The organism is Brevibacillus antibioticus (assembly GCF_005217615.1).
Taxonomy (GTDB): domain Bacteria; phylum Bacillota; class Bacilli; order Brevibacillales; family Brevibacillaceae; genus Brevibacillus; species Brevibacillus antibioticus.
The window spans coordinates 850,282-869,071 of the sequence record NZ_SZNK01000001.1 but is presented as its reverse complement, the minus strand read 5'-3'; the positions used below and the strand labels follow the sequence as shown (position 1 = coordinate 869,071).

Sequence of the window (18,790 nt, the reverse complement as noted above, 5' to 3'; positions counted from 1 at the left end):
AAATCGTTTGGGGGTGTTCGTTTCTCTCTTGTTTTTACAGTTATCGGCGTTTTGTAATCCGCCCAGAACCCCCAACCTTCGTTCGTGGGGGCGATTTACTTTTCGGCGGGGAAAAGCTCGAACGTTTGGATGAGAAAGAGTCACTCGAATTCGACGATTGACTGCTGGAAGAACGAATAATTTTGCCTGAACTACCGCTAGAAGATGAATCCGCCTTCTTCTTGAAAAGGCTGCCGTCAGAACCTACCGTACCATCCGCGTTCTTCGCATTACCCCGTTTGAAAATACTACCCGTACCTTCTTTGGTAATCGGCGGCGCTAGTTTTTTGTCCTCGATTGTAGGCACGTGATACGTACCGGAAGGCTTGTATATGTCCTTGCTAGAGTAGCCACGATAGCTACCCTTTGTACTTTTCTTAAGTCCGTCGAACAAATCATCCAGTACGCTGGCTACAATATATCCCTGCAAAAACGAAGAATCGTAATTTTGCCGGACGTACTCTTTACTGTCAACCTCGATCAACGTATCCGTCGGCTTGGCAGCGTCTTGCTGCAAATGGTAGACCTCGTCCGGATAAATGAGGAACATATGCTGCGGATCTTCTTTGGAGATTTCATCTGGCGTATTCTGCTCCGCCAGCTCCGAGGCTACTTCCGGTACGGTCTTGTCTACCGCACGATAGATGCGTGACGTCTGTCCATTGTCCTTGGTAGAGACAGATTCAAGCGGATATGTCTCGCCAACCGCAGGACTGCCACAACCCGCTAGCGTAAGGAGGAACAACGCCGGAATCAGCAGGAGCTTGATTGATTTCATCCATGGATTTGGCATGTACGTGTCCCTCCTCTCTATGCTCCCCGCAGTACCTGCACGTCCGCTGGCAGAACACTTTCTCCCTCATAGAGCATGAAACGGCCATCCTGCCACTCGATCCGCAGCAATTGGCGTTGATCCGATTGGAATTGCCAAATGTACTGCTCCCCTGACGTGTGAAACGGCGCTTTTCCCACAGTCTGGATGGCGCCATTATATTGCTCCTCCAAATGGTAGGTGACGTCATCCATCTCAATCGTGGTCGGTACCTCGTCTATTGAATCCAGTCGTCCATCAATGACGCTATACAGATGATAGACGATCTTCTCCCGTTCCTCGATATACAGGTAGCGAATGGTCGTTCCATCCTGCAAGGTAAGCATCGTGGCTTTGCGACTCGCATTGCTCGCCTTCCCGATTACTTGATAGGTAACGAGCGATACATCGACCACATCACCCGGTCCCACCGTCAGGATGCTCTTCTCCGGTGCAGGAGGCTCATGCTTGGCAAAAATGTTTTGGATTCGCTTCATCAAACTCATGCTGTACTCCCTTCCCTTTCACGTCTTACAGACATGCAGCCAAAATCAAGGCACCCACGAGATGGAATGAACCAGCCATCATGGCATGTGCCACCTTTCCTTCCTGCGTCCCTTTTTCCAGATCCAGTCCGGCTACTTGCTTTAACAGCCATTCCACGATTCTCTCCAAAAGGAACAGAATGATAAATGAGATCACAGAAACGAGCAGGGCTGTCCACAATAGGTTGGAGGTAATAATGGATTGCGATAAGATATATCCTTGCGCAAACAGCTTCATAACAAAACGCGTCGTAACCGCGATGTTTCCGTTTTTGATTTCCGTGATGTCCTTGTATTTCGTAAACAACGAATCGATCCACATTAAAACAAAGAGTAAAATGCCGCCAGCTCCTGTCCAAACCAGCATTCCTAGTATCTCGTTCCACGTCAAAGCGAATCACTCCACTTTCGTCAAGGTGTATAAGGTCTGAAAAAAAGGGAAACCGCCTGAAGCGGTTTACCCCTCATATTTTTTCATCAGAGCAGCCAGTTCGTCCTCAACGGCTTGATCCTTATTTAGCTTCGCAATTTCATCATCTAAAGAGCTCTGTTTTTTGTAAATCTCGCCGCTGGCTTCTGCTTCTGCTTCCATTTGCAGTGCTTTTTCTTCCATGCGTTTTAAGCCAGACATAGCCGAGTTCGAGTCGAAGCTACCCATTGCCTGATTGATCGTCTTTTGCGCTTTTGCTGCATTGACGCGGGCAACCAATGTCTCGCGCTTGTTTTTCAGCTCGGTAATCTGTTTTTTCATTTCAGCCAGCTTCTCGCGCAATCCGTCGGCTGCCAGCTTGTTTTTCTCGTAGCTGTCCTTGTATTCATTCATTTTTTGCTCGGCGGCTTTCTTTTCTTCCAGAGCCCGACGAGCCAGATCGATGTTCTGCGCTTGTGCTGCGATGTGAGCTTGCTCATCACGCTTTTTCACCAAGGCTTCCTGTTCTTCATACAGCACCTTGAATTTCTTTTCCAAAGCAATTTGAGCGGCAACCGCTTTCTCTGCTTCACTCAAGTCTTCTTGCATATCACGCAAATACTGGTCTGTCATTTTGATTGGATCTTCTGCTTTCTCAATCAATGCGTACAAATTGGACATGGTCAAATCACGCAGTCTTTTAAAAATGGACATGGATTATTCCTCCTTGAGTACGTGCTAGGTAGTTCGGCCTGAATATGCCGTCCCCGTTATACATGTATTTACGATGGTTACGCAAGTAAGTTTCAACAATTTATTTTTCATTTGGCTCACCTTTACTTTTCGTAGAGCGCGACCGGTATTTCGTTTCAAAAACGCATCTACAATAATACCTATTCGAAAGCAAGTTCGCCCAATTCTACACTTTTCCAAATAAGTTTTGCTTGAAATTGTGTTCCATCCTGATGCTCAAGCTTCATTCTACCCGTTTTGCCTTTTTCAATGTACCCGTCCGATAATGCGATCTGTTGCTATATTGACCTATATCCCCTTGACTACCACTAATTGTAAATGTTACTTTCTAATAATACCCATTTTATGGGTCACTTTTTAAGGAGTGCTTGGCATGAAGTTACCTTTACATGATCGATTCATTGAGCAAGCGATTGAGTATGTAAGCCAAGATCAACGACTTATAGGTCTCCTCGCAGGCGGATCTATGATGTACGGAGAAATGGATGAGTATAGTGATCTGGATTTAATAATCGTCTACAATTATGCTTTTCGAAATGAGATCATGGAACAACGCTTCCAAATTGCCGAAAGACTCGGTCATTTACTTTCTGCATTCACAGGCGAGCATGTCGGGGAACCGAGATTGCTTATTTGTTTATATGGTCCAGCCCCTCTTCATGTCGACCTTAAATTTGTCCAACTGGAAGAGCTCGAATCCCGAGTCGAGAACCCACTGATTCTTTGGGAGAGAGGTTCTGGTATTGCAACGATACTCAGTAAAACAAGCCCCTCTCTACCTTTCCCTCAATCTCAATGGATTGAAGATCGCTTCTGGGTATGGGTGCATTACTGCGCCACAAAATTAGGGAGAGGCGAATTATTCGAATTAATCGATACACTGACTTTTATGCGCAATGCAGTATTAGGGCCGTTGGTACTCATCCGCAACGGTCATTCCCCTCGAGGGGTTCGAAAGCTCGAGAAATACGCTCTCAAGGAACTGGAGGAACTAAAAGGAACGATTCCCATCCACAGCTTTGAAAGTTGCTACCACGCGCTAAAAAATACGATCAAGATGTACCAACGACTTAGACAAGGTTCTGAAATTGTACCTAGGAAGGAAGCAGAACGCGTCTCAATCGCGTTTCTTGACGGTATATATTTAGGACAATCCCAATAGTAACTTGTTCAACGAACGGGGTCGAAATATGGATCAACCCCTCCCTAACCTAGTGAAGCTAATAGTAACTAGCCTTGGTAGGGGGTTATTTTTATGAAAATGACTGATCTTATTGCGTAGAAGTACTACGTGGTCTCGAGGAGGAATACATGAATGATATATGTTGTCAGACATGGACAAACAGAATTAAATAGAGAAGGGAGATTACACTATGTCGGATGAGATCACAGTTCACCCCGTCGCCTGGCCACCTGCCCCGATCAAGACCGAGCGGCTCGTGCTCCGCCAGTCCGAGGCCCGGGACCGTGCGGCGCTGATCGACCTGTTCGCCTCACCAGAGGTGGGCACCTACGTCGGCGGCTCCCGACCGCGTGACGAGCTCGAGCGCGCGCTGCCCGAGGTGCCCGGGCAGCGCTTCGGCTTTTTCGTGGTCGAGCTCAACGGAACAACGATCGGCATGATCACGCTCGATCGGCGCGACCCGGAGCGTAAGGGTCACATCCGTCCAGAAGGCGGGGAGCCTGGGCTCGGCTACATGTTCCTGCCGCAGGCGTGGGGACGGGGGTACGCCACCGAGGCATGCGCAGCGGTGCTCGCCTGGTTCGCCGACGCGCATCCCGGCGAGCCGGTGGTGCTCTCCACCCAGACCGCCAACGAGGCCTCGATGCGCGTCGCGGCGAAGCTGGGGTTCACCGAGGTAGAGCGGTTCGAGGACTACGGCGCCGAACAGTGGCTCGGCGTATGGTACCCGGGCACACCGTCCGATTGAACTCATGCCCGACAGCGAGCCGCTCGTGCCAGTGCTTCCCAACTTCGGTGACAACCGTCCCTACAGCGAATTATCGAATCCAGTGTCTAACCGAGCAAAGAAATAAGTTGGGGTAATTGTAGTTGTCAGTAGAAAGAGATAAAATGCTTAACTCACTGAAAAACATCGTTATTCCCAGCTTACGCGAACGTGGATTCAAGGGTACATTTCCGTATTTTCGAAGAGTAACCGAAAAGAAAATAGACTTCCTAACATTTAAAAAACAGCGGCCAGCCTAAGACTTATTTTCAGGTCTTAGGTTGCCGCTGTATTATATATTGTGGTCAGTATATAACTTATTTTTCTAAGGCTAGAGATTTTTTTATCCAAGAATTGCGTAGGATCAACATCTCCGGTCTAGAACATTATTTTGAATAAACAAATTGGTGATTTACGTGTCACAAAAAATTACTGTTCGAAAGTAAGCTCGCCCGATTCTACACTTTTCAAAATAAGTTTTGCTTGAAATGGTGTCCCATCCTGACGCTCAAGCTTCATTTTACCCGTTTTGCCTTTTTCAATGAGGGCTTTAATCTGTGTATCCGTCAGCATACGCCCGTAATTCTCTTTCCATATAACGAATTTACAGCCCACGTTGTAATTCGAACATCCGTAACCTTTGCGTCCCATGAAAATGGCGCCTCCGCAACCCGGTCGTGGACATTTGGTGATGATACTCGAAGTTGTAGTAGTGATCTTTGCTGCGCCTCGAGTTGAAGCCTTTGTTGTGACAGTCCTGCCACCTGATTTGCCTGTACTTCGCCCGCCAGCTCGTCCTCTTGTTTTCGAAGATCCTTTCTGCGTGGTACTCTCACTCTCAAACAAAGTCTTCTCAGCGCGAGATTGTACGCGAACCTTTTCTACGATCATCGTAGCGAATTTCTTCACATTCTCCATAAATTGTCCGTCAGCGGCGGTTCCTCGGGAGATCTCATTTAAGCGGCGCTCCCAATGCCCCGTCATTTCAGGAGAGGTTAAAAGTTCGATACCTGCTCCCCTAATCAATTCGATAACGGTACGGCCTTTTAGCGTAAGTTGAACCTTTTTCCCCTGCATCTCAACGTATCCGACCTTTTTCAGTCGTTCGATGGTAGCGGCACGAGTTGCTGGCGTTCCCAGACCAGATTCTTTCATCGCATCACGCAGTTCCTCGTCCTCGATTTGCTTGCCTGCGCTTTCCATCGCCTTTAGAAGCGTTCCTTCCGTAAAATGCTTGGGCGGCTGTGTTTCTTTCTCCTTTACCATAGCATCCGAGCATACTACGCTGGCATCGGATTGAATGATAAAAGGCTCGTTCACTTCAATCTCTTCTTTATCCTCTTCTTCTTTGGCCGTACCTTTTCCATTCTTGGGCTTTTCCTTCTGCTGATCGGCATAAATAATCTTCCACCCGAGACTTTTGCGTTCTTTCACCGACGTTTTGAACAATTCATTTTCCACGTTGGTTATGACCGTATGCATCTTATATTCCGCTGGCGGATAAAACTGTGACAGAAAGCGGCGAACGATCAAATCGTACAACTTCTGCTCATCTGGCGTAAGCCCTGAAGCCTTACGATTTGTCGGCAGGATCGCATGGTGGTCGTCTACTTTTGCTGGATTACATATAGATTTGTTGCCTTTATGGACCAAACTACGGTTTGCACCCTTTACCAGAGCGTCATATCCAGTTCCTTGTAAGGACGACAGGGTGTTGTGCATTTCGGGAATATTTTGCTCTGTCACATAGTTGGAATTCGTTCTCGGATAAGAGATCACCTTGTGTTTTTCATAGAGTGCCTGTGCGATATCCAAGGTTTTCTTGGCGGAAAAACCGTACTTGCCATTGGCCTCACGTTGCAGCAATGTCAGGTCATACAGCTTGAATGGATACTCCTTGGTATCTTTTACTTCGTAGGATGCGATCCGCCCTTGTTTTCCTTTCACTTTACGAGCCAACATTTCTGCTTTAGATGGATCGGTTAAGCGATCACCTTGCCAAATACCCTTGTACGTCCTCTCCCCCTGCGAAAACTGCCCTTCCAATTGATAAAACGTAACTGATGAGAAAGCCTCAATCTGTTTCTGTCGATCATAAATGAGAGCAAGGACAGGGGTCTGTACTCGTCCGACAGATAGGAGCACGTTATGTTTGGTCGTAAACGCACGTGAGCCATTCATCCCGATTAGCCAATCGGCTTCACTACGAGCTTTTGCTGCCCTCGTTAAGTTTTCATAGGCTGCGGCATCCTTCATCTCCGCAAATCCTTTCCTGATCGTTTCAGGGGTCAAGTCCGAGATCCACAGTCTTTTAACAGGTTGACTCAATTTTAGATGTCGCTGAATGAGCGAAAAGATGTGTTGACCTTCCCGCCCGGCATCGCATGCATTAATCAGCAGATTGCTTCGTTTGGCCAACTGCCCGATCATTTTTAGCTGATCGATTGTTTTCCGATTGGGCACTAGCTTAAATGGCTCGGGAATGATAGGAAGATCATTGATGTTCCACTTTTTATATTTTTGGTCGTACGCCTCCGGTTCCGCCAGTTCAATTAAGTGCCCGATTGCCCACGTAATAATGTATTTTTCACCTTCTAAATAGGTGCGGTGATTTTTCGCTTTAGGATCTATTGCGGCGGCAATATTTCGTCCCATGTCAGGTTTCTCCGCAATAATTAGTGTCTTCAAATGATAATCGCTCCTTCTAAAACTCTCTAAGCAACCCGTCGAGGATCAGTCTTACGTTCTGTATTCCTCTCTATTTTACTACAAGTTAGCCAAGTATTCTCGTTCTGGCTGCGACAGCCCATTCGATTTTGGCCAACGCCTGGCAATACGCCTCACTCATCTCTGCTGCATTGGCTGTCTTCTCCGGTCGAGTCAGCGCCCGCCATACATCGCTTTTGTTTTTGTACCAATCTAACTCCTTTGGCGGCTCATGGTGGATAGGCTTCCAAACTTGACGCAGCGTTGGGGAAAACAGCCGCTTTGCCCCTTGGCGCAGCTGACAGTTCATGAGTTTTACCTGGTAAGACCCTCCGGGAGCTGTATCATTCACATCGTGAAAAAGATGGGGCCAATAATCTTTTCGCGAGCCTGTGTGTGGCTGTTCCATTGCCCAAGCGTATGCTGCCTCCTGCCTATTCGTACCCCCGAACAGCAGACTGTACAGCCTTTTTCCCAGGCTGATTCTCTCTGGTAAGGAGGCAAAATGAAACACTCGCTCACCTGCGAGCTGCAAGGAGCCTCCCTGCGCATCAGCCTCTTTCCGGTGGGGAAGTAAGATCAAATTCAGTTGCAAAAGCTCCTGCAAGGCAAACGGGATGGTACGGACAACTGTATTATGATAGCCCGGGTCTTTCATGACCTGTTCTTCCAAGTAGTTTTGTTCATTGATAATCAAACCAATGGCGAGCAGCTCTTTGTCAGTTTTCTTCCAAAAATGATTCCAAATCGCCTGCATGAAAGTAGAGACGCCCAGATGAGGCAATAAATAAAAAAGGTTGGTCTGTCGCCTAACACTCTCTTCATACAGTAACAATTGAGGGTACGCATCGTAAAAAATCAGCCAGTTTCCCCGCTCCAAAAACGAAAAATAATCCTGCTGCTCTTTTGTTCGAAGCAAATGAGGCAATAATTCTCCCCGTAAATCGGTCATACTCCATCCCGCATTGCGCGATACGAGATGGGCCAATAACGCCCAATGAATTTGTGGATGCTTTCGAAAAAACGACAAATAGGCGCGCGTTCTGTCTATGTTGTCACGGTTGTGGGCGAGCGTCTCCTGTCTAATCCGCTCTACCGTCTTTTGATCTTGTGCTGGCAAAGGTGCCGTCGCCGTACGGACTTTCCCCAGATTCATGGCAAGTGGCAGACGTGATGCGTATTGATACCACGACAAACCCATCGATGCTCTTCCCCCTCTCTTTCTCAGACGTTGTATTTTATCGGGAGGTGAATGAGTTGCGTGAAGTCCTGCAAGAAATCAACCGCATTCAAGCCTTTTTGTTACAGCGCCAACAAGAGGATGGCACTTGGCGCTTTTGTCTGGAAAGCTCACCGATGACAGATTCTCACATGATCATCCTATTGCGCACGCTTGGTATTCATGATGAGCGTTTGATGGAGAAGCTCACTGCTCACATCACGTCTCTCCAACACGATAATGGAGCATGGAAGCTGTATCCAGATGAGTATGAAGGTCATCTGTCTACGACGATTGATTCGTATTACGCCCTTCTGCTATCAGGCAAATATACGAAGAACGAACCGAGAATGGCTCTGGCTCGTTCGTTTATCTTGGAAAAGGGTGGGCTGACACAAGCGAACATGCTAACCAAATTCTCTACAGCCTTGACAGGCCAATACCAGTGGCCCTCGCATTTTCTCGTTCCCGTCGAGATTGCTCTATTTCCCCCGAGCTCCCCTGTCAGCTTTTACGATTTTGTCGGGTACGCACGTGTCCATCTTGCCCCCATGATGATTGTGGCTGATCGCAACTATGTAAAAAAGCCTGACAATGCGCCAGACTTGTCCGATCTATACGCAGATACACCTATCTCTCGTGGTCTATATCCACATCGATTCCTAGAGAATTTCCTCAAAGAGGGGCAATCGTTCCTCGCCACTATCCACGATTCCTTGCAGCGTCTCCCCTTTTTACCCGGACAACTACACAAGCTCGCCCTACGACGCCTGGAACAATACATCCTGGCGCGAATCGAGCCGGACGGTACTCTGTACAATTATTCGACCTCTACCTTTTTCATGATATTTGCGCTGCTCGCTCAGGGGTTTTCTCCGAAAGACCCACTTATCCAAAAAGCGATGCAGGGGCTTATGAATAGTGTCTACGAATATGAAAACGGCGCACACTTGCAGCTAGCTACCTCAGCCGTCTGGGACACGGCACTCTTGGCTTCTTCTCTGCAAAAAAGCGGACTTTCTACCACACATCCCGCAATTCAAAAAGCAAATCGTTACCTTCTCCAAAAGCAGCAGCATACGTACGGTGACTGGAAAATCCGCAATCCAACAGGAAAGCCTGGCGGTTGGGGCTTTTCTGACTACAACACCATGAACCCGGATATTGATGATACGACGGCAGCTCTGCGCTCTCTGCGCCTGCTCGCCCGTACGAATATAACATCAGCAGCCGCTTGGAAACGCGGTCTCGAATGGCTCTTATCCATGCAAAACGACGATGGGGGCTGGCCTGCTTTTGAACGAAATACAGATGCTGATTTCATTCGCCACCTGCCGATCGAAGGAGCCGATACCGTCAGTACAGATCCGTCCTCTGCCGATTTGACAGGCAGAACCTTAGAATTCCTCGGAAACGATGCCGGGCGAGCATTGACTGATCCCCATGTAGAAAAAGGAGTCCGCTGGCTTCTCAAACATCAAGAGTCAGACGGCTCCTGGTATGGGCGTTGGGGGATTGCTTACCTATACGGTACATGGGCTGCAATTACCGGGCTGATGGCGGTTGGCTTTTCCCCTACTGATCCCGCCATCCAAAAAGCGGTTGCGTGGCTGGTTGCCAACCAGAATCCCGACGGCGGCTGGGGGGAATCCTGCCAAAGCGACCAGAAAAAAACGTACGTCCCCCTAGGAGCAAGTACTCCCTCGCAGACGGCATGGGCAACCGATGCACTGATAGCCGTGTCACCAAAGCCGACAGCAGAGCTGCAACGAGGGATTCACCATTTGCTCACTCACAATCAAGCAAATGACTGGACGACTCGCTACCCGACTGGCGGAGGACGTCCTGGCGGCACTTACTTTGCTTATCACAGCTATCGCTGGATTTGGCCGTTGCTGGCTCTCAGCCACTACCAAGCTAAATATGCGAACATGTAAAAACACTTCTACCCTCTTCGCAAACCAATGTCTAACGGCTGGAGAGGAACCTGCGGTGAATAAATCACGGCATGTGGCGGCGTATCAAAAATAGAGAAGCAGGACAGGACATCTGTGTCCCCAATCAGCACAATCGACGACTTATTTACCCCACCAAAGCTGAAATCACCGACGTCTATTTTTTTATTCGTCACCTTCATATTCATGGAACTTTTTCTCCTTTTCCTAAAACTCGTGCCTATCCATACATCGTATGCTGCTCACATGAATTCGGTCGCAAAAACAGGTATGAACACCCAATGGCCTACGACATACAATACAGAGAGGATCTCTCCCAAAAGGATGTGCCGAACATGCCAGCATTCGTTGGAGTCATCAATGTAAACAACGTGGGCGGCGTTTTCAATGTCGGAGACGTCCGTAAAATCGCACCTACCACTTATGCCAAAACCTTCGCGGGTGGAGGATCATTCAATTCTGGTACCAATCTGTCCTTTAAAATTCCACGTAGCGTCGTCTACGTCAATGAACAATCCGACAATGATATCCCGCTTTTTGTAGAAGAAACGAACGATTTCAGGGCAAAGGGACGCGATTTCGCATGAATTTTTTTGTGACGCAACATATCGTAATCAATTCGCTCAAGATCGAAGGCATAAGCAACTCTTCGGTGTGCCAAATAGGAAGCGCTGGGATTATTAAGCCCGTATCCAAACTGTACAACACCGGCGGATACACAGAGCCAGCTCCACAGGTGGGGCCGCAGCCCAGAACCGGTGCGGAAGAATTCGTGCCCCTCATTCCATTGGTTCAGCCTTCACTCATACGCCCTGGTACTCTTTCACGGCTTGGCTAATTCGTTGTATGCTAGATGAAGAAGGATGGTCGTCATGTACATGGATCCCGAAATGATGAAGTATATTCAACAGCTACATGACTATATACAATTGCAAAACAATAAGATCGAGAAATTGCAGCAAATGATTGAACAGCTGCAACAAGATGTAAATGATCTCAAGGAAAAACAGATTCCTTCCGTCATCAAAAACGAGTACAAATTCGATCTGCTAAAGGTTGAGCGACTGGAAGGGACTCTCAATATCGGTTTAAACCCGAAAGGAAATGATGCAGGAATCGGTGATTTTTCTATCAATCAGTCGATGGATATCCCTAATGCCCACCAAAGCAATGCCCCACTTTTTGAACGTGTCCAGAAAGAAATTTATCAATACTTGGAGACAGATGCCTACCTCGTTCTTGAAAGAATCGAGACAGATTGCAATTATCCACTGGATAACAATTATCGAGCGTTTATCTTGGATGACATTAAAAAGCAGATCGATCAACGGATTAAGTATTACCTGAGCGAGCTTTCGACCGATGAACTAGAACCAGAGCAGTTCGATGTTTTCGTACAAAATACCGTCCAAAAAGTGAAACGGGATATCGACAAGACCTGCGAAACATTCCTGAAAAATTTGCCTCGTGAGGTGAACGAACCATGATGAGGTATCAAGTGATAAACGAAGCCATTTGTGTAAAGAAGGTCTCCGTCAGTGCTCTCACTTCTGCCGCTTCCTTGTTTATTGGGGACACACAGACAGTAGATCTCAGAGCGATTTATGAAACGCCACCCGAAACAATGATTGTCGGAGCCACGATCCCGATTGATACTGCGCTGCCTGCTTCATAAGGAGGGTTGTCACCATGTACCGAAGGACCAGTCATGTCCGTAAGCTGGATGTTCTCTCGGTCGATACCTCATCTGTTCTGCAAATAGGTGATTCCCAGCAGATTGATGCTGTCACGAACATATTAGCCGTCCAACGTGAGCAGGCCATCTTCTATGAAAATGAATTTATGTTCGAGAATTACTCGGCCTTTTCCGTTCCTTTAACTCCCCCTAATCTCTCACATCCGATTTGCATCGATACGTTCCACGACTGTCCGTACATTTTCATTCGAAAAGTGGAAGTCCCTTTCGTGGCAGGATCCTCCGTCGTCCATATTGGTTCAAACGATTCCATAAAACTCGAAACGCGAGTCGTAAATATTCGTCACATTTTCCAAGAAGAGCCGACAACTAGAGGGAGGGGGTAGGCTGTGCCTTCTGTCATTGGAGCTGTCAATATTAATAATAATTCGGGTACCGTTAACTTCGGAGATACGCTCAACATATCGCCAAAAACAGCCGCCAAGACATTCTCCGGTTCAGGAGGCGGCAACACAGGTAATGTCGTCAACACGCTCAATGGTGTCAACGCTACGAATACACTGGACCCCAATGTCGTCGATCAACCGATGTTTGGGAACATTTAATCCTCGCAGTGTTAATGGCTTTTCATTGACACTGTTTTTATTTTGGCTAAAAACAAAAAAGGAGGCACGAGGCCCCCTGACTACAATATTTCAATGTACCCGTCTGTTCCATGCACGCGAATTCGCTGCCCGTCTTTTATTAGAGTAGTAGCATTTTCCACGCCGACAACTGCTGGCAAACCATATTCACGCGCGATAACTGCCCCATGGGTCATCAGTCCACCCACTTCGGTGACAAGACCTTTTATGGATACAAACAACGGTGTCCAGCCAGGGTCAGTAAAGGAGGTCACTAATATATCTCCATCTTCCAGATCAGCATCCTCCATGTGTAAGATGACACGTGCTCGCCCCTCTATCATCCCGGAAGAAACAGGAAGACCTACAATCGCATCGGCTGGCAGATTTTCTCGTTTGTACTTACCTGTGATGATTTCACCATCAGACGTGATGACACGTGGGGGAGTCAGTTTTTCAAAAAACTTGTAATCGTCTTTTCGTTTGCTGATGATCTGATCATCCAATTTGTTTGTGCGTACGACCTCTTGAAGTTCTTCAAAACTGAGATAGTATATATCTTCTTTTTCATGAATAACGCGAGATCGTATAAGCTGTTCGGCTTCTTTTAGTAAAGCTTGCTTATACACGAAGTAGCGATTAATCATGCCGTATTTTGGATATTCCCTAAACCCACTGAAATTCCGGATGAGGTCGATCATTTGTTTGGTTTCTTTGACTTTTTGTTCACCATCCGGTAGTTGCTTCAAGCGATCTAATAACTCTTGCTCTTTTTCCAAAGCTTCCTGTCGCCCTTGTTCGAATTTCCGTTTGCCAGCATTCGGTTCAAAGTTTTTGATGTTACCTAAAATCATGGGGACGAGTATGATTGGTTTTTCACTCCAACGCGTTTTCGTTATATCGATTTCTCCGGCACATCGCATTCCATATTTCGTGAGATAAGCATAGATAGCGTCTCGCGTTTCCTGTCCACCTTCAAACTGAACCAGTTCATCCAAAAAGTTATCATTTTTTACATGCTGTAAAAAGTCAATTACTTCTGGATAAGGACGAACCACATCTGCGACATCCATTAGCGCCAGTCCCATTTCCGAAGTAATATTGTTTGGCACAGACTGGGAAAGCGTGTCTGCCACGTTTTTTTCCCCTAACCACTTGTTCATTTTTTCGTTGATCCATTTTGAAGCATTCATAGCAGCCGTAATCACACCTATGCTTTGTGGATCAAATAAAATCTTCTTTAATTGCTGGATGTCTTCTCGAATAAAATCAAATAAATCCGGTCCTGATTTCGTTTGGATGTGATGCTTTAACTCTTCGATCGATGTTTGACTACGCGCCATCCACTCAGAAACAATTGTCGGATCGTTTTCGAATGGTTCTTGAAAACCTAAAGACGCTATACCTTTATTGCTTTTACCGAGACTCTGCTCGTTTTTATCTGTTGGTAACGATTGTATAAAATCTCCTCGCTCTATGACGGTCATAAGCGCGTCTTTGATAAGTGGATCGGATTGTCCCAGGGTATCTACTATGATTTGTCTGCTGTCAGGTGAAGCTAGCATATTTGTAACATCAACAAATAACCTTCCACCCGCTTTGCGCATAGGTGCAGGAGTCGTTAACAGGAAAAAAGACAATCCCAATGGTTTCATGGGGTCGGTCATCATTTGTTGGTGACCAACAGATACATAGACATGATTCTCTTGATCATTCACTTCAGGAATGGGATATAAAGTCGTGATTGGACGACTCTGGACAATAGAAAAGGTATCATCAACCAAACACCATTCGATATCTTGTGGGCAACCAAAATAAGCTTCGATCTGTCTTCCAATACGTTCCAGTTGCAAAATTTGTTCATCTGCAAGTGTTTGAGTCTTTTGCTGATCAGGATCGATCTGTTTTGTCTCTGTTCCGCCTTCTTTTCGTCCGTAGATAGCCAAATTTTTGGTTGCTATCCTCTTATCGATGATTTCTGCTTCCTGCACTTTATAACAATCAGCAGATACCAGGCCAGAGACCAGTGCCTCTCCAAGTCCATAACTGGCATCGATGGATAGTAACTTCCGGTTGGATGTAATGGGATCCGCGGTAAATAAAATCCCGGAAGCCTGTGGGAAAACCATTCTCTGAACGATAACGGATAAATAAACGTGACTGTGGTCAAATCCATTTTGCATGCGGTAGATTACCGCGCGATCCGTAAAAAGGGAAGCCCAGCATTTGCTGATATGCTGCAAGATTGCTTCTTTGCCGATGATATTTAAATTGGTGTCTTGTTGACCTGCAAAAGAGGCATGTGGTAAATCTTCAGCAGTCGCACTCGAACGCACTGCATAAGCATGCTCCTCTCCAAACTGTAAGAGATAGTGAGTAACGGCTTTCACAACATCCGAAGGAATTTCTGCTTCCATAATAATTTGTCGAATCTTCCTGCTGATTTCACCAATTTGATCTCGGTCTTGTACTTTTAGCATGGTTAGTCGATCCAACAAAGCATGATACCTCTCGTTTGATTCGACGGCCTTTTGATATCCTACTGTTGTTACACAAAATCCTTCTGGCACTTGGATTCCTTGAATTTTTGACAATTCGCCTAAACGTAGCCCTTTTCCGCCAACGAGCAAAAGCTGCGTTTTTTCCATTTCCTGAAAACTGAGTACCAAAGAACTCATTCACTATCTCCCCTAACCATTAAATTGAGAAAAAACATTTGACAAGAGTTCAACAGCATGGTACGTTTAAGGTGTAAGATGTTATATCTATGCATTTCTATAAATAAGCAGTCGTGATCTGATTGTATCATCGCGTCCGTTTATGTGCAATAAAAAAGAACCTGGTAGGAATGCCCAGGTTCTTTTTTGATTTTCTACTACCACCTGCTTTTACAAGCTCGCCTTAAATGTTGTTTTTCGCTCGTTCGCAGCCCTACCACGCATCAAATAGATTTCTAACAATCCGTCCTGATACTGGGCCCTCATCCCTTTTGAACTGACGGGAACCGGAAGAGCCAGCTTTCGATAAAAGGGACCGTAGCTTCTTTCCCCTTGTGTACGAAGCCCCTGGTGCTCACTTGCCTTGATGGCCCCCTTGACCTCCAACCAACGTTGGTCAAAGAGCGTAATCTCCAGGCTATCGCGATCGAAGCCCGGGAGTTCACAGGAAACAATGAGCATTTGCTCTGATTGGAAGATATCCGAGACTGGGGAAAAATGCGAATCGTCTTCCTGCACGAAACGCATCGGTTTTTCCTTCGTCTTTTTTTTCCTCTTTTTCACGGGTGGTACAGTTGGCGAGGCTGCGGCGGCCGTCTTTTGTGCTGCTTGCTTATTAAGCGTCGCGATATTCTCCCAAAAGTTTGTATCCAGCACCTGTCCCATCTGGCTCAATGCTTTCCACGGATGATCCGGATCAAAACCGAGCTTGGACAAACTTTCGGATGCTTTTTGCAACTGCTTCATGGTCTCTTGCAGGTTTTTCATCACTTACGCACTCCCCTTCCCGCAGAGGCAAGACTGTCTATGTACGATAGAATATGTGCTTTTGCCTGGGGGGTGTGCTCAAGATCATCCAGTTTGCCCGATGTCAGCAGTATCTGTCGCCGGTGTAGGCGGGGCCAAAATATCTGGTGGTGGCATATTACTATCCGTCGACGCAGGATTGGGTTCGCCATTGCTATCTGGTACAGTCGGCGGTTTTGGATCTGGAGCAGGATTTGGTCGTGGTGTCGCTGTTTTTTGTGTTTTTGGCTGTTCTTTTGTACCTGTTGTAGACGTAGACTTCGGAGCTGACGTTCTCTTCTCCGCTTTCATTTCGACCTTTGCTACTTCTGCTACAGCTGCATTACTGAGCTGTTCGCTCAGTCCAGCTACACCCACTTCATTTTGCAGGGCAGTTCGAACCGCTTGCATGTTCTCCCTCGGCCACAAGGAATAAGGAGAACTCCAGATCGCCCCATTATTCAAAGTGACCATGTTGCTTGACGAAAAGCTGGCAAAATCGAGTGCCAATCCTTTTATTTGGTCTGTCGAGAGGTCGGTTTTGATATGCTTACCAACGGTATCCAGCACAGCTGTCAAACTCGTTAATCCATCCATCGACATGCTCTTTTCTGCCACGGCACGAATCACCTGCTGCTGTCTACGGTTGCGATCGAAGTCGCTCGAGTTGTAAGCGCCTCCACGTCGATCGATGCGATGACGGACGAAGCCGAGTGCCTGCTCGCCGTTCAATACTTGTTTCCCTTTTTTCAAATTGCGGTATACCCCTTGCTTCGGCAATTCGTATACCAGATCGCGATCTACGTCAACCGTAATGCCACCTAGCTTGTCAATGACCGCTGTAAAGCCTTCAAAGTCGAGCTGCACATAATGCTCAACCGAGATCCCCAGCATGTAATTCAACGTTTTTTTGAGAATCGTCATGCCATTTTCTGTGACAGGATTCCCTTTGATTTCCGCATCTTTCCTGATATTTTCCCCTATTGCAAATACTTCATTGACCTTGTAATATCCCGGATACCCTGGGATTTGAACGCGGGTATCACGAGGCAACGATACCATGCTCAGCTTTTGGGTAACCGGATTGGCGACTGCGACGACAAGGACATCCGTGTTCAACATGCCGATGTTTTTGCGCGTATCCACCCCGACGATGACAAAGGCGATTGATTTCTTTTGCTCGTACGGCTTTTCTACAGCAGGTTGATCCGGTAGCTTGTACGGGTCGGCTGTTACGACGTCCAGGGTCTTGTCTAACTGGTTAAGGGCGAAGCCTGCTCCTACGGCCAACAAACAGAGGAATAAGCAACCCGCCAAGAGCAGATACATCCGCTTGCTTCGCTGGCCACGCTTCATCCGTTTACGCGGCTGTTTTGCAGGAGCCTGAGGCTTGTCATTCTTGGCTTGCACGTTCGGTTCACTCCTTTTTCGTATCACGGGGTCCATAGTGCTTTGTGCTTTTCATTTTTCAATATATTCTGGAAAACTTTCGTTTCATTTTACCACAATCTTCCGTCAAAATGTAGAATCCTGCCGATTCAACTCGATCGGTTTTCCCTGAGAGTTCTTGCACTTGCGAATCGAAACAGGTAGTCTAAAACTGAGGAATTAGATAGATGAATAAGGGAATCGGAGGGACTTGAGAGTGGAACACATACAGGTGCTGATCGCAGGTGGCGGCATCGCAGGGTTGTCCGCAGCAATATGGTGCCAACGATTAGGTCTTTCTTGTCTTCTTATCGAAAAAACGGATAGACTCGGCGGCCAATTGCATCACATTTACAACGAGATTACCGACTTTCCGCCCCTTGTATATGATCAGGGAGCTTCCCTTGTAAAGGTACTGATCGCACATCCTTTCATCCAGCAGCAAAACATACGATTGAACGAAACCATTCTTTCCATTGATCAGGTAACGAAACAGGTGACCACATCCAAATCCGTTTATCGTGTCGACTATTTACTCATCGCCACAGGAGTAGGCTGGAATGAGATACCGACCCTAGCTGATTGTCCGAGCGTCCTGTCGCCTTGGTTTTCTACAACTGCCCAAGCGCACACCATCGCCGGGCGAGATATCGCCGTTATTGGCGGGGGAGATCGTGCATTAGAGAGTGCTGCAAATTTGAGTTTGCATGCCCGACAAGTCTATGTGTTGGTTCGAAGCAGTGGCTGGCGTGCTCGACCCGAATGGCAAAAGAAAATCACAGGCCTTTCGAACATCCAAGTCCTATGGGAAACACAAGTAAGCGACCATCAGGAAGAAGAGGCACGGACTGTTCTGTCACTCACCTCTAAGCGTGAAGGCAATCCGCAGACGATCGTAGTTGATTGGATTCTGCCACGAGTTGGTGTTCATGGAAACACAGCTGGCTTCGATGGCTTGGATACGTTTGGCGATGACTATTTGCAAACGGATTCGTCTCAACGAGTCAACGCTCCATGGATATACGCAGTCGGAGACGTGAGCAACGGAGCCGCTTATGCGAGTTTGTCTCTGGCAGTTGGTCAAGCGATGAAGGCGGTCAAGCATATTTCCTTGCAAATTCAAAACAACAGATCAATGAGCATGTAGAAGGAGA

General features: G+C 47.0%; 20 protein-coding genes. 10 read left to right on the top strand and 10 right to left on the bottom strand.

The window, feature by feature from the left end; genetic code table 11:
• Window positions 1-40: 40 nt before the first annotated feature.
• The 4 genes from E8L90_RS04350 to E8L90_RS04335 all read right to left on the bottom strand — a co-directional run bounded on the left by E8L90_RS04350 (window position 41) and on the right by E8L90_RS04335 (window position 2,518).
• The gene (locus E8L90_RS04350; protein WP_137028149.1) at window positions 41-832 is read right to left on the bottom strand and encodes a DUF4247 domain-containing protein; all 792 of its coding nucleotides are present in this window, start codon (window positions 830-832) and stop codon (window positions 41-43) included.
• Between the two features lie 17 nt (window positions 833-849).
• On the bottom strand, window positions 850-1,356 hold the full coding sequence (locus tag E8L90_RS04345) for a DUF4178 domain-containing protein (protein WP_137028148.1): 507 nt from the start codon (window positions 1,354-1,356) through the stop codon (window positions 850-852).
• A 25-nt stretch (window positions 1,357-1,381) separates the two neighbouring features.
• Window positions 1,382-1,786 carry a DUF350 domain-containing protein gene (locus tag E8L90_RS04340; protein ID WP_137028147.1) on the bottom strand — a complete coding sequence of 135 codons (405 nt, stop codon included), beginning with the start codon at window positions 1,784-1,786 and terminating at the stop codon, window positions 1,382-1,384.
• Between the two features lie 66 nt (window positions 1,787-1,852).
• A complete protein-coding gene (locus E8L90_RS04335; protein WP_137028146.1) occupies window positions 1,853-2,518 on the bottom strand; it encodes a PspA/IM30 family protein in 666 nt (221 codons plus the stop codon).
• A gap of 412 nt (window positions 2,519-2,930) precedes the next feature.
• On the opposite strand from E8L90_RS04335, the gene E8L90_RS04330 reads away from it, so the two are divergent.
• Both E8L90_RS04330 and E8L90_RS04325 read left to right on the top strand, forming a co-directional pair.
• Window positions 2,931-3,719: a nucleotidyltransferase domain-containing protein gene (locus E8L90_RS04330; protein ID WP_137028145.1), complete on the top strand. Its 789-nt coding sequence runs from the start codon at window positions 2,931-2,933 to the stop codon at window positions 3,717-3,719.
• A gap of 211 nt (window positions 3,720-3,930) precedes the next feature.
• Window positions 3,931-4,488, top strand: coding sequence for a GNAT family N-acetyltransferase (locus E8L90_RS04325; protein ID WP_137028144.1), 558 nt, complete (start codon window positions 3,931-3,933; stop codon window positions 4,486-4,488).
• A gap of 447 nt (window positions 4,489-4,935) precedes the next feature.
• Here the strand turns inward: E8L90_RS04325 and E8L90_RS04320 are convergent, their stop codons facing one another.
• Both E8L90_RS04320 and E8L90_RS04315 read right to left on the bottom strand, forming a co-directional pair.
• Entirely contained in the window at window positions 4,936-7,194 is a 2,259-nt protein-coding gene (locus E8L90_RS04320; protein ID WP_137028143.1) for a type IA DNA topoisomerase, read from the bottom strand.
• A gap of 85 nt (window positions 7,195-7,279) precedes the next feature.
• Window positions 7,280-8,413, bottom strand: coding sequence for a DUF2515 domain-containing protein (locus E8L90_RS04315; protein WP_137028142.1), 1,134 nt, complete (start codon window positions 8,411-8,413; stop codon window positions 7,280-7,282).
• Between E8L90_RS04315 and shc the strand changes: the two genes are divergently transcribed.
• Entirely contained in the window at window positions 8,386-10,368 is a 1,983-nt protein-coding gene (shc, locus tag E8L90_RS04310; RefSeq protein ID WP_137028141.1) for a squalene--hopene cyclase, read from the top strand. The genes E8L90_RS04315 and shc overlap by 28 nt on opposite strands.
• 8 nt (window positions 10,369-10,376) lie before the next feature.
• Here shc and E8L90_RS04305 read toward each other — a convergent pair whose 3' ends face one another.
• The gene (locus tag E8L90_RS04305) at window positions 10,377-10,574 is read right to left on the bottom strand and encodes a hypothetical protein (protein ID WP_137028140.1); all 198 of its coding nucleotides are present in this window, start codon (window positions 10,572-10,574) and stop codon (window positions 10,377-10,379) included.
• A gap of 147 nt (window positions 10,575-10,721) precedes the next feature.
• Between E8L90_RS04305 and E8L90_RS04300 the strand changes: the two genes are divergently transcribed.
• Genes E8L90_RS04300 through E8L90_RS04275 form a run of 6 tightly spaced genes read left to right on the top strand, consistent with a single transcriptional unit; the run spans window position 10,722 to window position 12,687 of the window.
• Window positions 10,722-10,973 (top strand): spore germination protein, encoded by a 252-nt coding sequence (locus E8L90_RS04300; protein WP_016740748.1) that lies wholly within the window; start codon window positions 10,722-10,724, stop codon window positions 10,971-10,973.
• Window positions 10,970-11,224 (top strand): spore germination protein GerPB, encoded by a 255-nt coding sequence (locus tag E8L90_RS04295; RefSeq protein ID WP_137028139.1) that lies wholly within the window; start codon window positions 10,970-10,972, stop codon window positions 11,222-11,224. Before E8L90_RS04300 ends, E8L90_RS04295 begins: the two co-directional genes overlap by 4 nt.
• Before the next feature lie 34 nt (window positions 11,225-11,258).
• Window positions 11,259-11,873 (top strand): spore germination protein GerPC, encoded by a 615-nt coding sequence (gene gerPC / locus E8L90_RS04290; RefSeq protein ID WP_137028138.1) that lies wholly within the window; start codon window positions 11,259-11,261, stop codon window positions 11,871-11,873.
• Window positions 11,870-12,061, top strand: a complete 192-nt coding sequence (locus E8L90_RS04285) for a spore gernimation protein (protein ID WP_137028137.1) — start codon at window positions 11,870-11,872, stop codon at window positions 12,059-12,061. The genes gerPC and E8L90_RS04285 overlap by 4 nt, the downstream gene beginning before the upstream one ends.
• 14 nt (window positions 12,062-12,075) lie before the next feature.
• A complete protein-coding gene (locus E8L90_RS04280) occupies window positions 12,076-12,468 on the top strand; it encodes a spore germination protein GerPE (RefSeq protein ID WP_137028136.1) in 393 nt (130 codons plus the stop codon).
• A gap of 3 nt (window positions 12,469-12,471) precedes the next feature.
• The gene (locus E8L90_RS04275; RefSeq protein WP_007717765.1) at window positions 12,472-12,687 is read left to right on the top strand and encodes a spore germination protein; all 216 of its coding nucleotides are present in this window, start codon (window positions 12,472-12,474) and stop codon (window positions 12,685-12,687) included.
• Window positions 12,688-12,767: 80 nt separating this feature from the next.
• Here the strand turns inward: E8L90_RS04275 and ppsA are convergent, their stop codons facing one another.
• From ppsA to E8L90_RS04260, 3 genes are all read right to left on the bottom strand, one after another.
• Window positions 12,768-15,383, bottom strand: coding sequence for a phosphoenolpyruvate synthase (gene ppsA, locus E8L90_RS04270; RefSeq protein WP_137028135.1), 2,616 nt, complete (start codon window positions 15,381-15,383; stop codon window positions 12,768-12,770).
• A gap of 210 nt (window positions 15,384-15,593) precedes the next feature.
• On the bottom strand, window positions 15,594-16,190 hold the full coding sequence (locus tag E8L90_RS04265) for an Hsp20/alpha crystallin family protein (protein WP_137028134.1): 597 nt from the start codon (window positions 16,188-16,190) through the stop codon (window positions 15,594-15,596).
• A gap of 84 nt (window positions 16,191-16,274) precedes the next feature.
• The gene (locus E8L90_RS04260) at window positions 16,275-17,618 is read right to left on the bottom strand and encodes an LCP family protein (RefSeq protein ID WP_137028133.1); all 1,344 of its coding nucleotides are present in this window, start codon (window positions 17,616-17,618) and stop codon (window positions 16,275-16,277) included.
• 235 nt (window positions 17,619-17,853) lie between these two features.
• Here E8L90_RS04260 and E8L90_RS04255 point away from each other — a divergent pair, with 235 nt between their 5' ends.
• Window positions 17,854-18,783, top strand: coding sequence for an NAD(P)/FAD-dependent oxidoreductase (locus tag E8L90_RS04255; protein ID WP_137028132.1), 930 nt, complete (start codon window positions 17,854-17,856; stop codon window positions 18,781-18,783).
• The last annotated feature ends 7 nt before the right edge of the window (window positions 18,784-18,790 follow it).

Excerpts from the sequence above, each read along its gene's own strand:
- E8L90_RS04350 (WP_137028149.1), bottom strand. The coding sequence starts at position 832 with ATGCCAAATCCATGGATGAAATCAATCAAGCTCCTGCTGATTCCGGCG.
- E8L90_RS04345 (WP_137028148.1), bottom strand. The coding sequence starts at position 1,356 with ATGAGTTTGATGAAGCGAATCCAAAACATTTTTGCCAAGCATGAGCCT.
- E8L90_RS04335 (WP_137028146.1), bottom strand. The coding sequence starts at position 2,518 with ATGTCCATTTTTAAAAGACTGCGTGATTTGACCATGTCCAATTTGTAC.
- E8L90_RS04330 (WP_137028145.1), top strand. The coding sequence starts at position 2,931 with ATGAAGTTACCTTTACATGATCGATTCATTGAGCAAGCGATTGAGTAT.
- E8L90_RS04325 (WP_137028144.1), top strand. The coding sequence starts at position 3,931 with ATGTCGGATGAGATCACAGTTCACCCCGTCGCCTGGCCACCTGCCCCG.
- shc (WP_137028141.1), top strand. The coding sequence starts at position 8,386 with ATGCGTATTGATACCACGACAAACCCATCGATGCTCTTCCCCCTCTCT.
- E8L90_RS04315 (WP_137028142.1), bottom strand. The coding sequence starts at position 8,413 with ATGGGTTTGTCGTGGTATCAATACGCATCACGTCTGCCACTTGCCATG.
- E8L90_RS04305 (WP_137028140.1), bottom strand. The coding sequence starts at position 10,574 with ATGAATATGAAGGTGACGAATAAAAAAATAGACGTCGGTGATTTCAGC.
- E8L90_RS04300 (WP_016740748.1), top strand. The coding sequence starts at position 10,722 with ATGCCAGCATTCGTTGGAGTCATCAATGTAAACAACGTGGGCGGCGTT.
- E8L90_RS04295 (WP_137028139.1), top strand. The coding sequence starts at position 10,970 with ATGAATTTTTTTGTGACGCAACATATCGTAATCAATTCGCTCAAGATC.
- gerPC (WP_137028138.1), top strand. The coding sequence starts at position 11,259 with ATGTACATGGATCCCGAAATGATGAAGTATATTCAACAGCTACATGAC.
- E8L90_RS04285 (WP_137028137.1), top strand. The coding sequence starts at position 11,870 with ATGATGAGGTATCAAGTGATAAACGAAGCCATTTGTGTAAAGAAGGTC.
- E8L90_RS04280 (WP_137028136.1), top strand. The coding sequence starts at position 12,076 with ATGTACCGAAGGACCAGTCATGTCCGTAAGCTGGATGTTCTCTCGGTC.
- ppsA (WP_137028135.1), bottom strand. The coding sequence starts at position 15,383 with ATGAGTTCTTTGGTACTCAGTTTTCAGGAAATGGAAAAAACGCAGCTT.
- E8L90_RS04265 (WP_137028134.1), bottom strand. The coding sequence starts at position 16,190 with ATGAAAAACCTGCAAGAGACCATGAAGCAGTTGCAAAAAGCATCCGAA.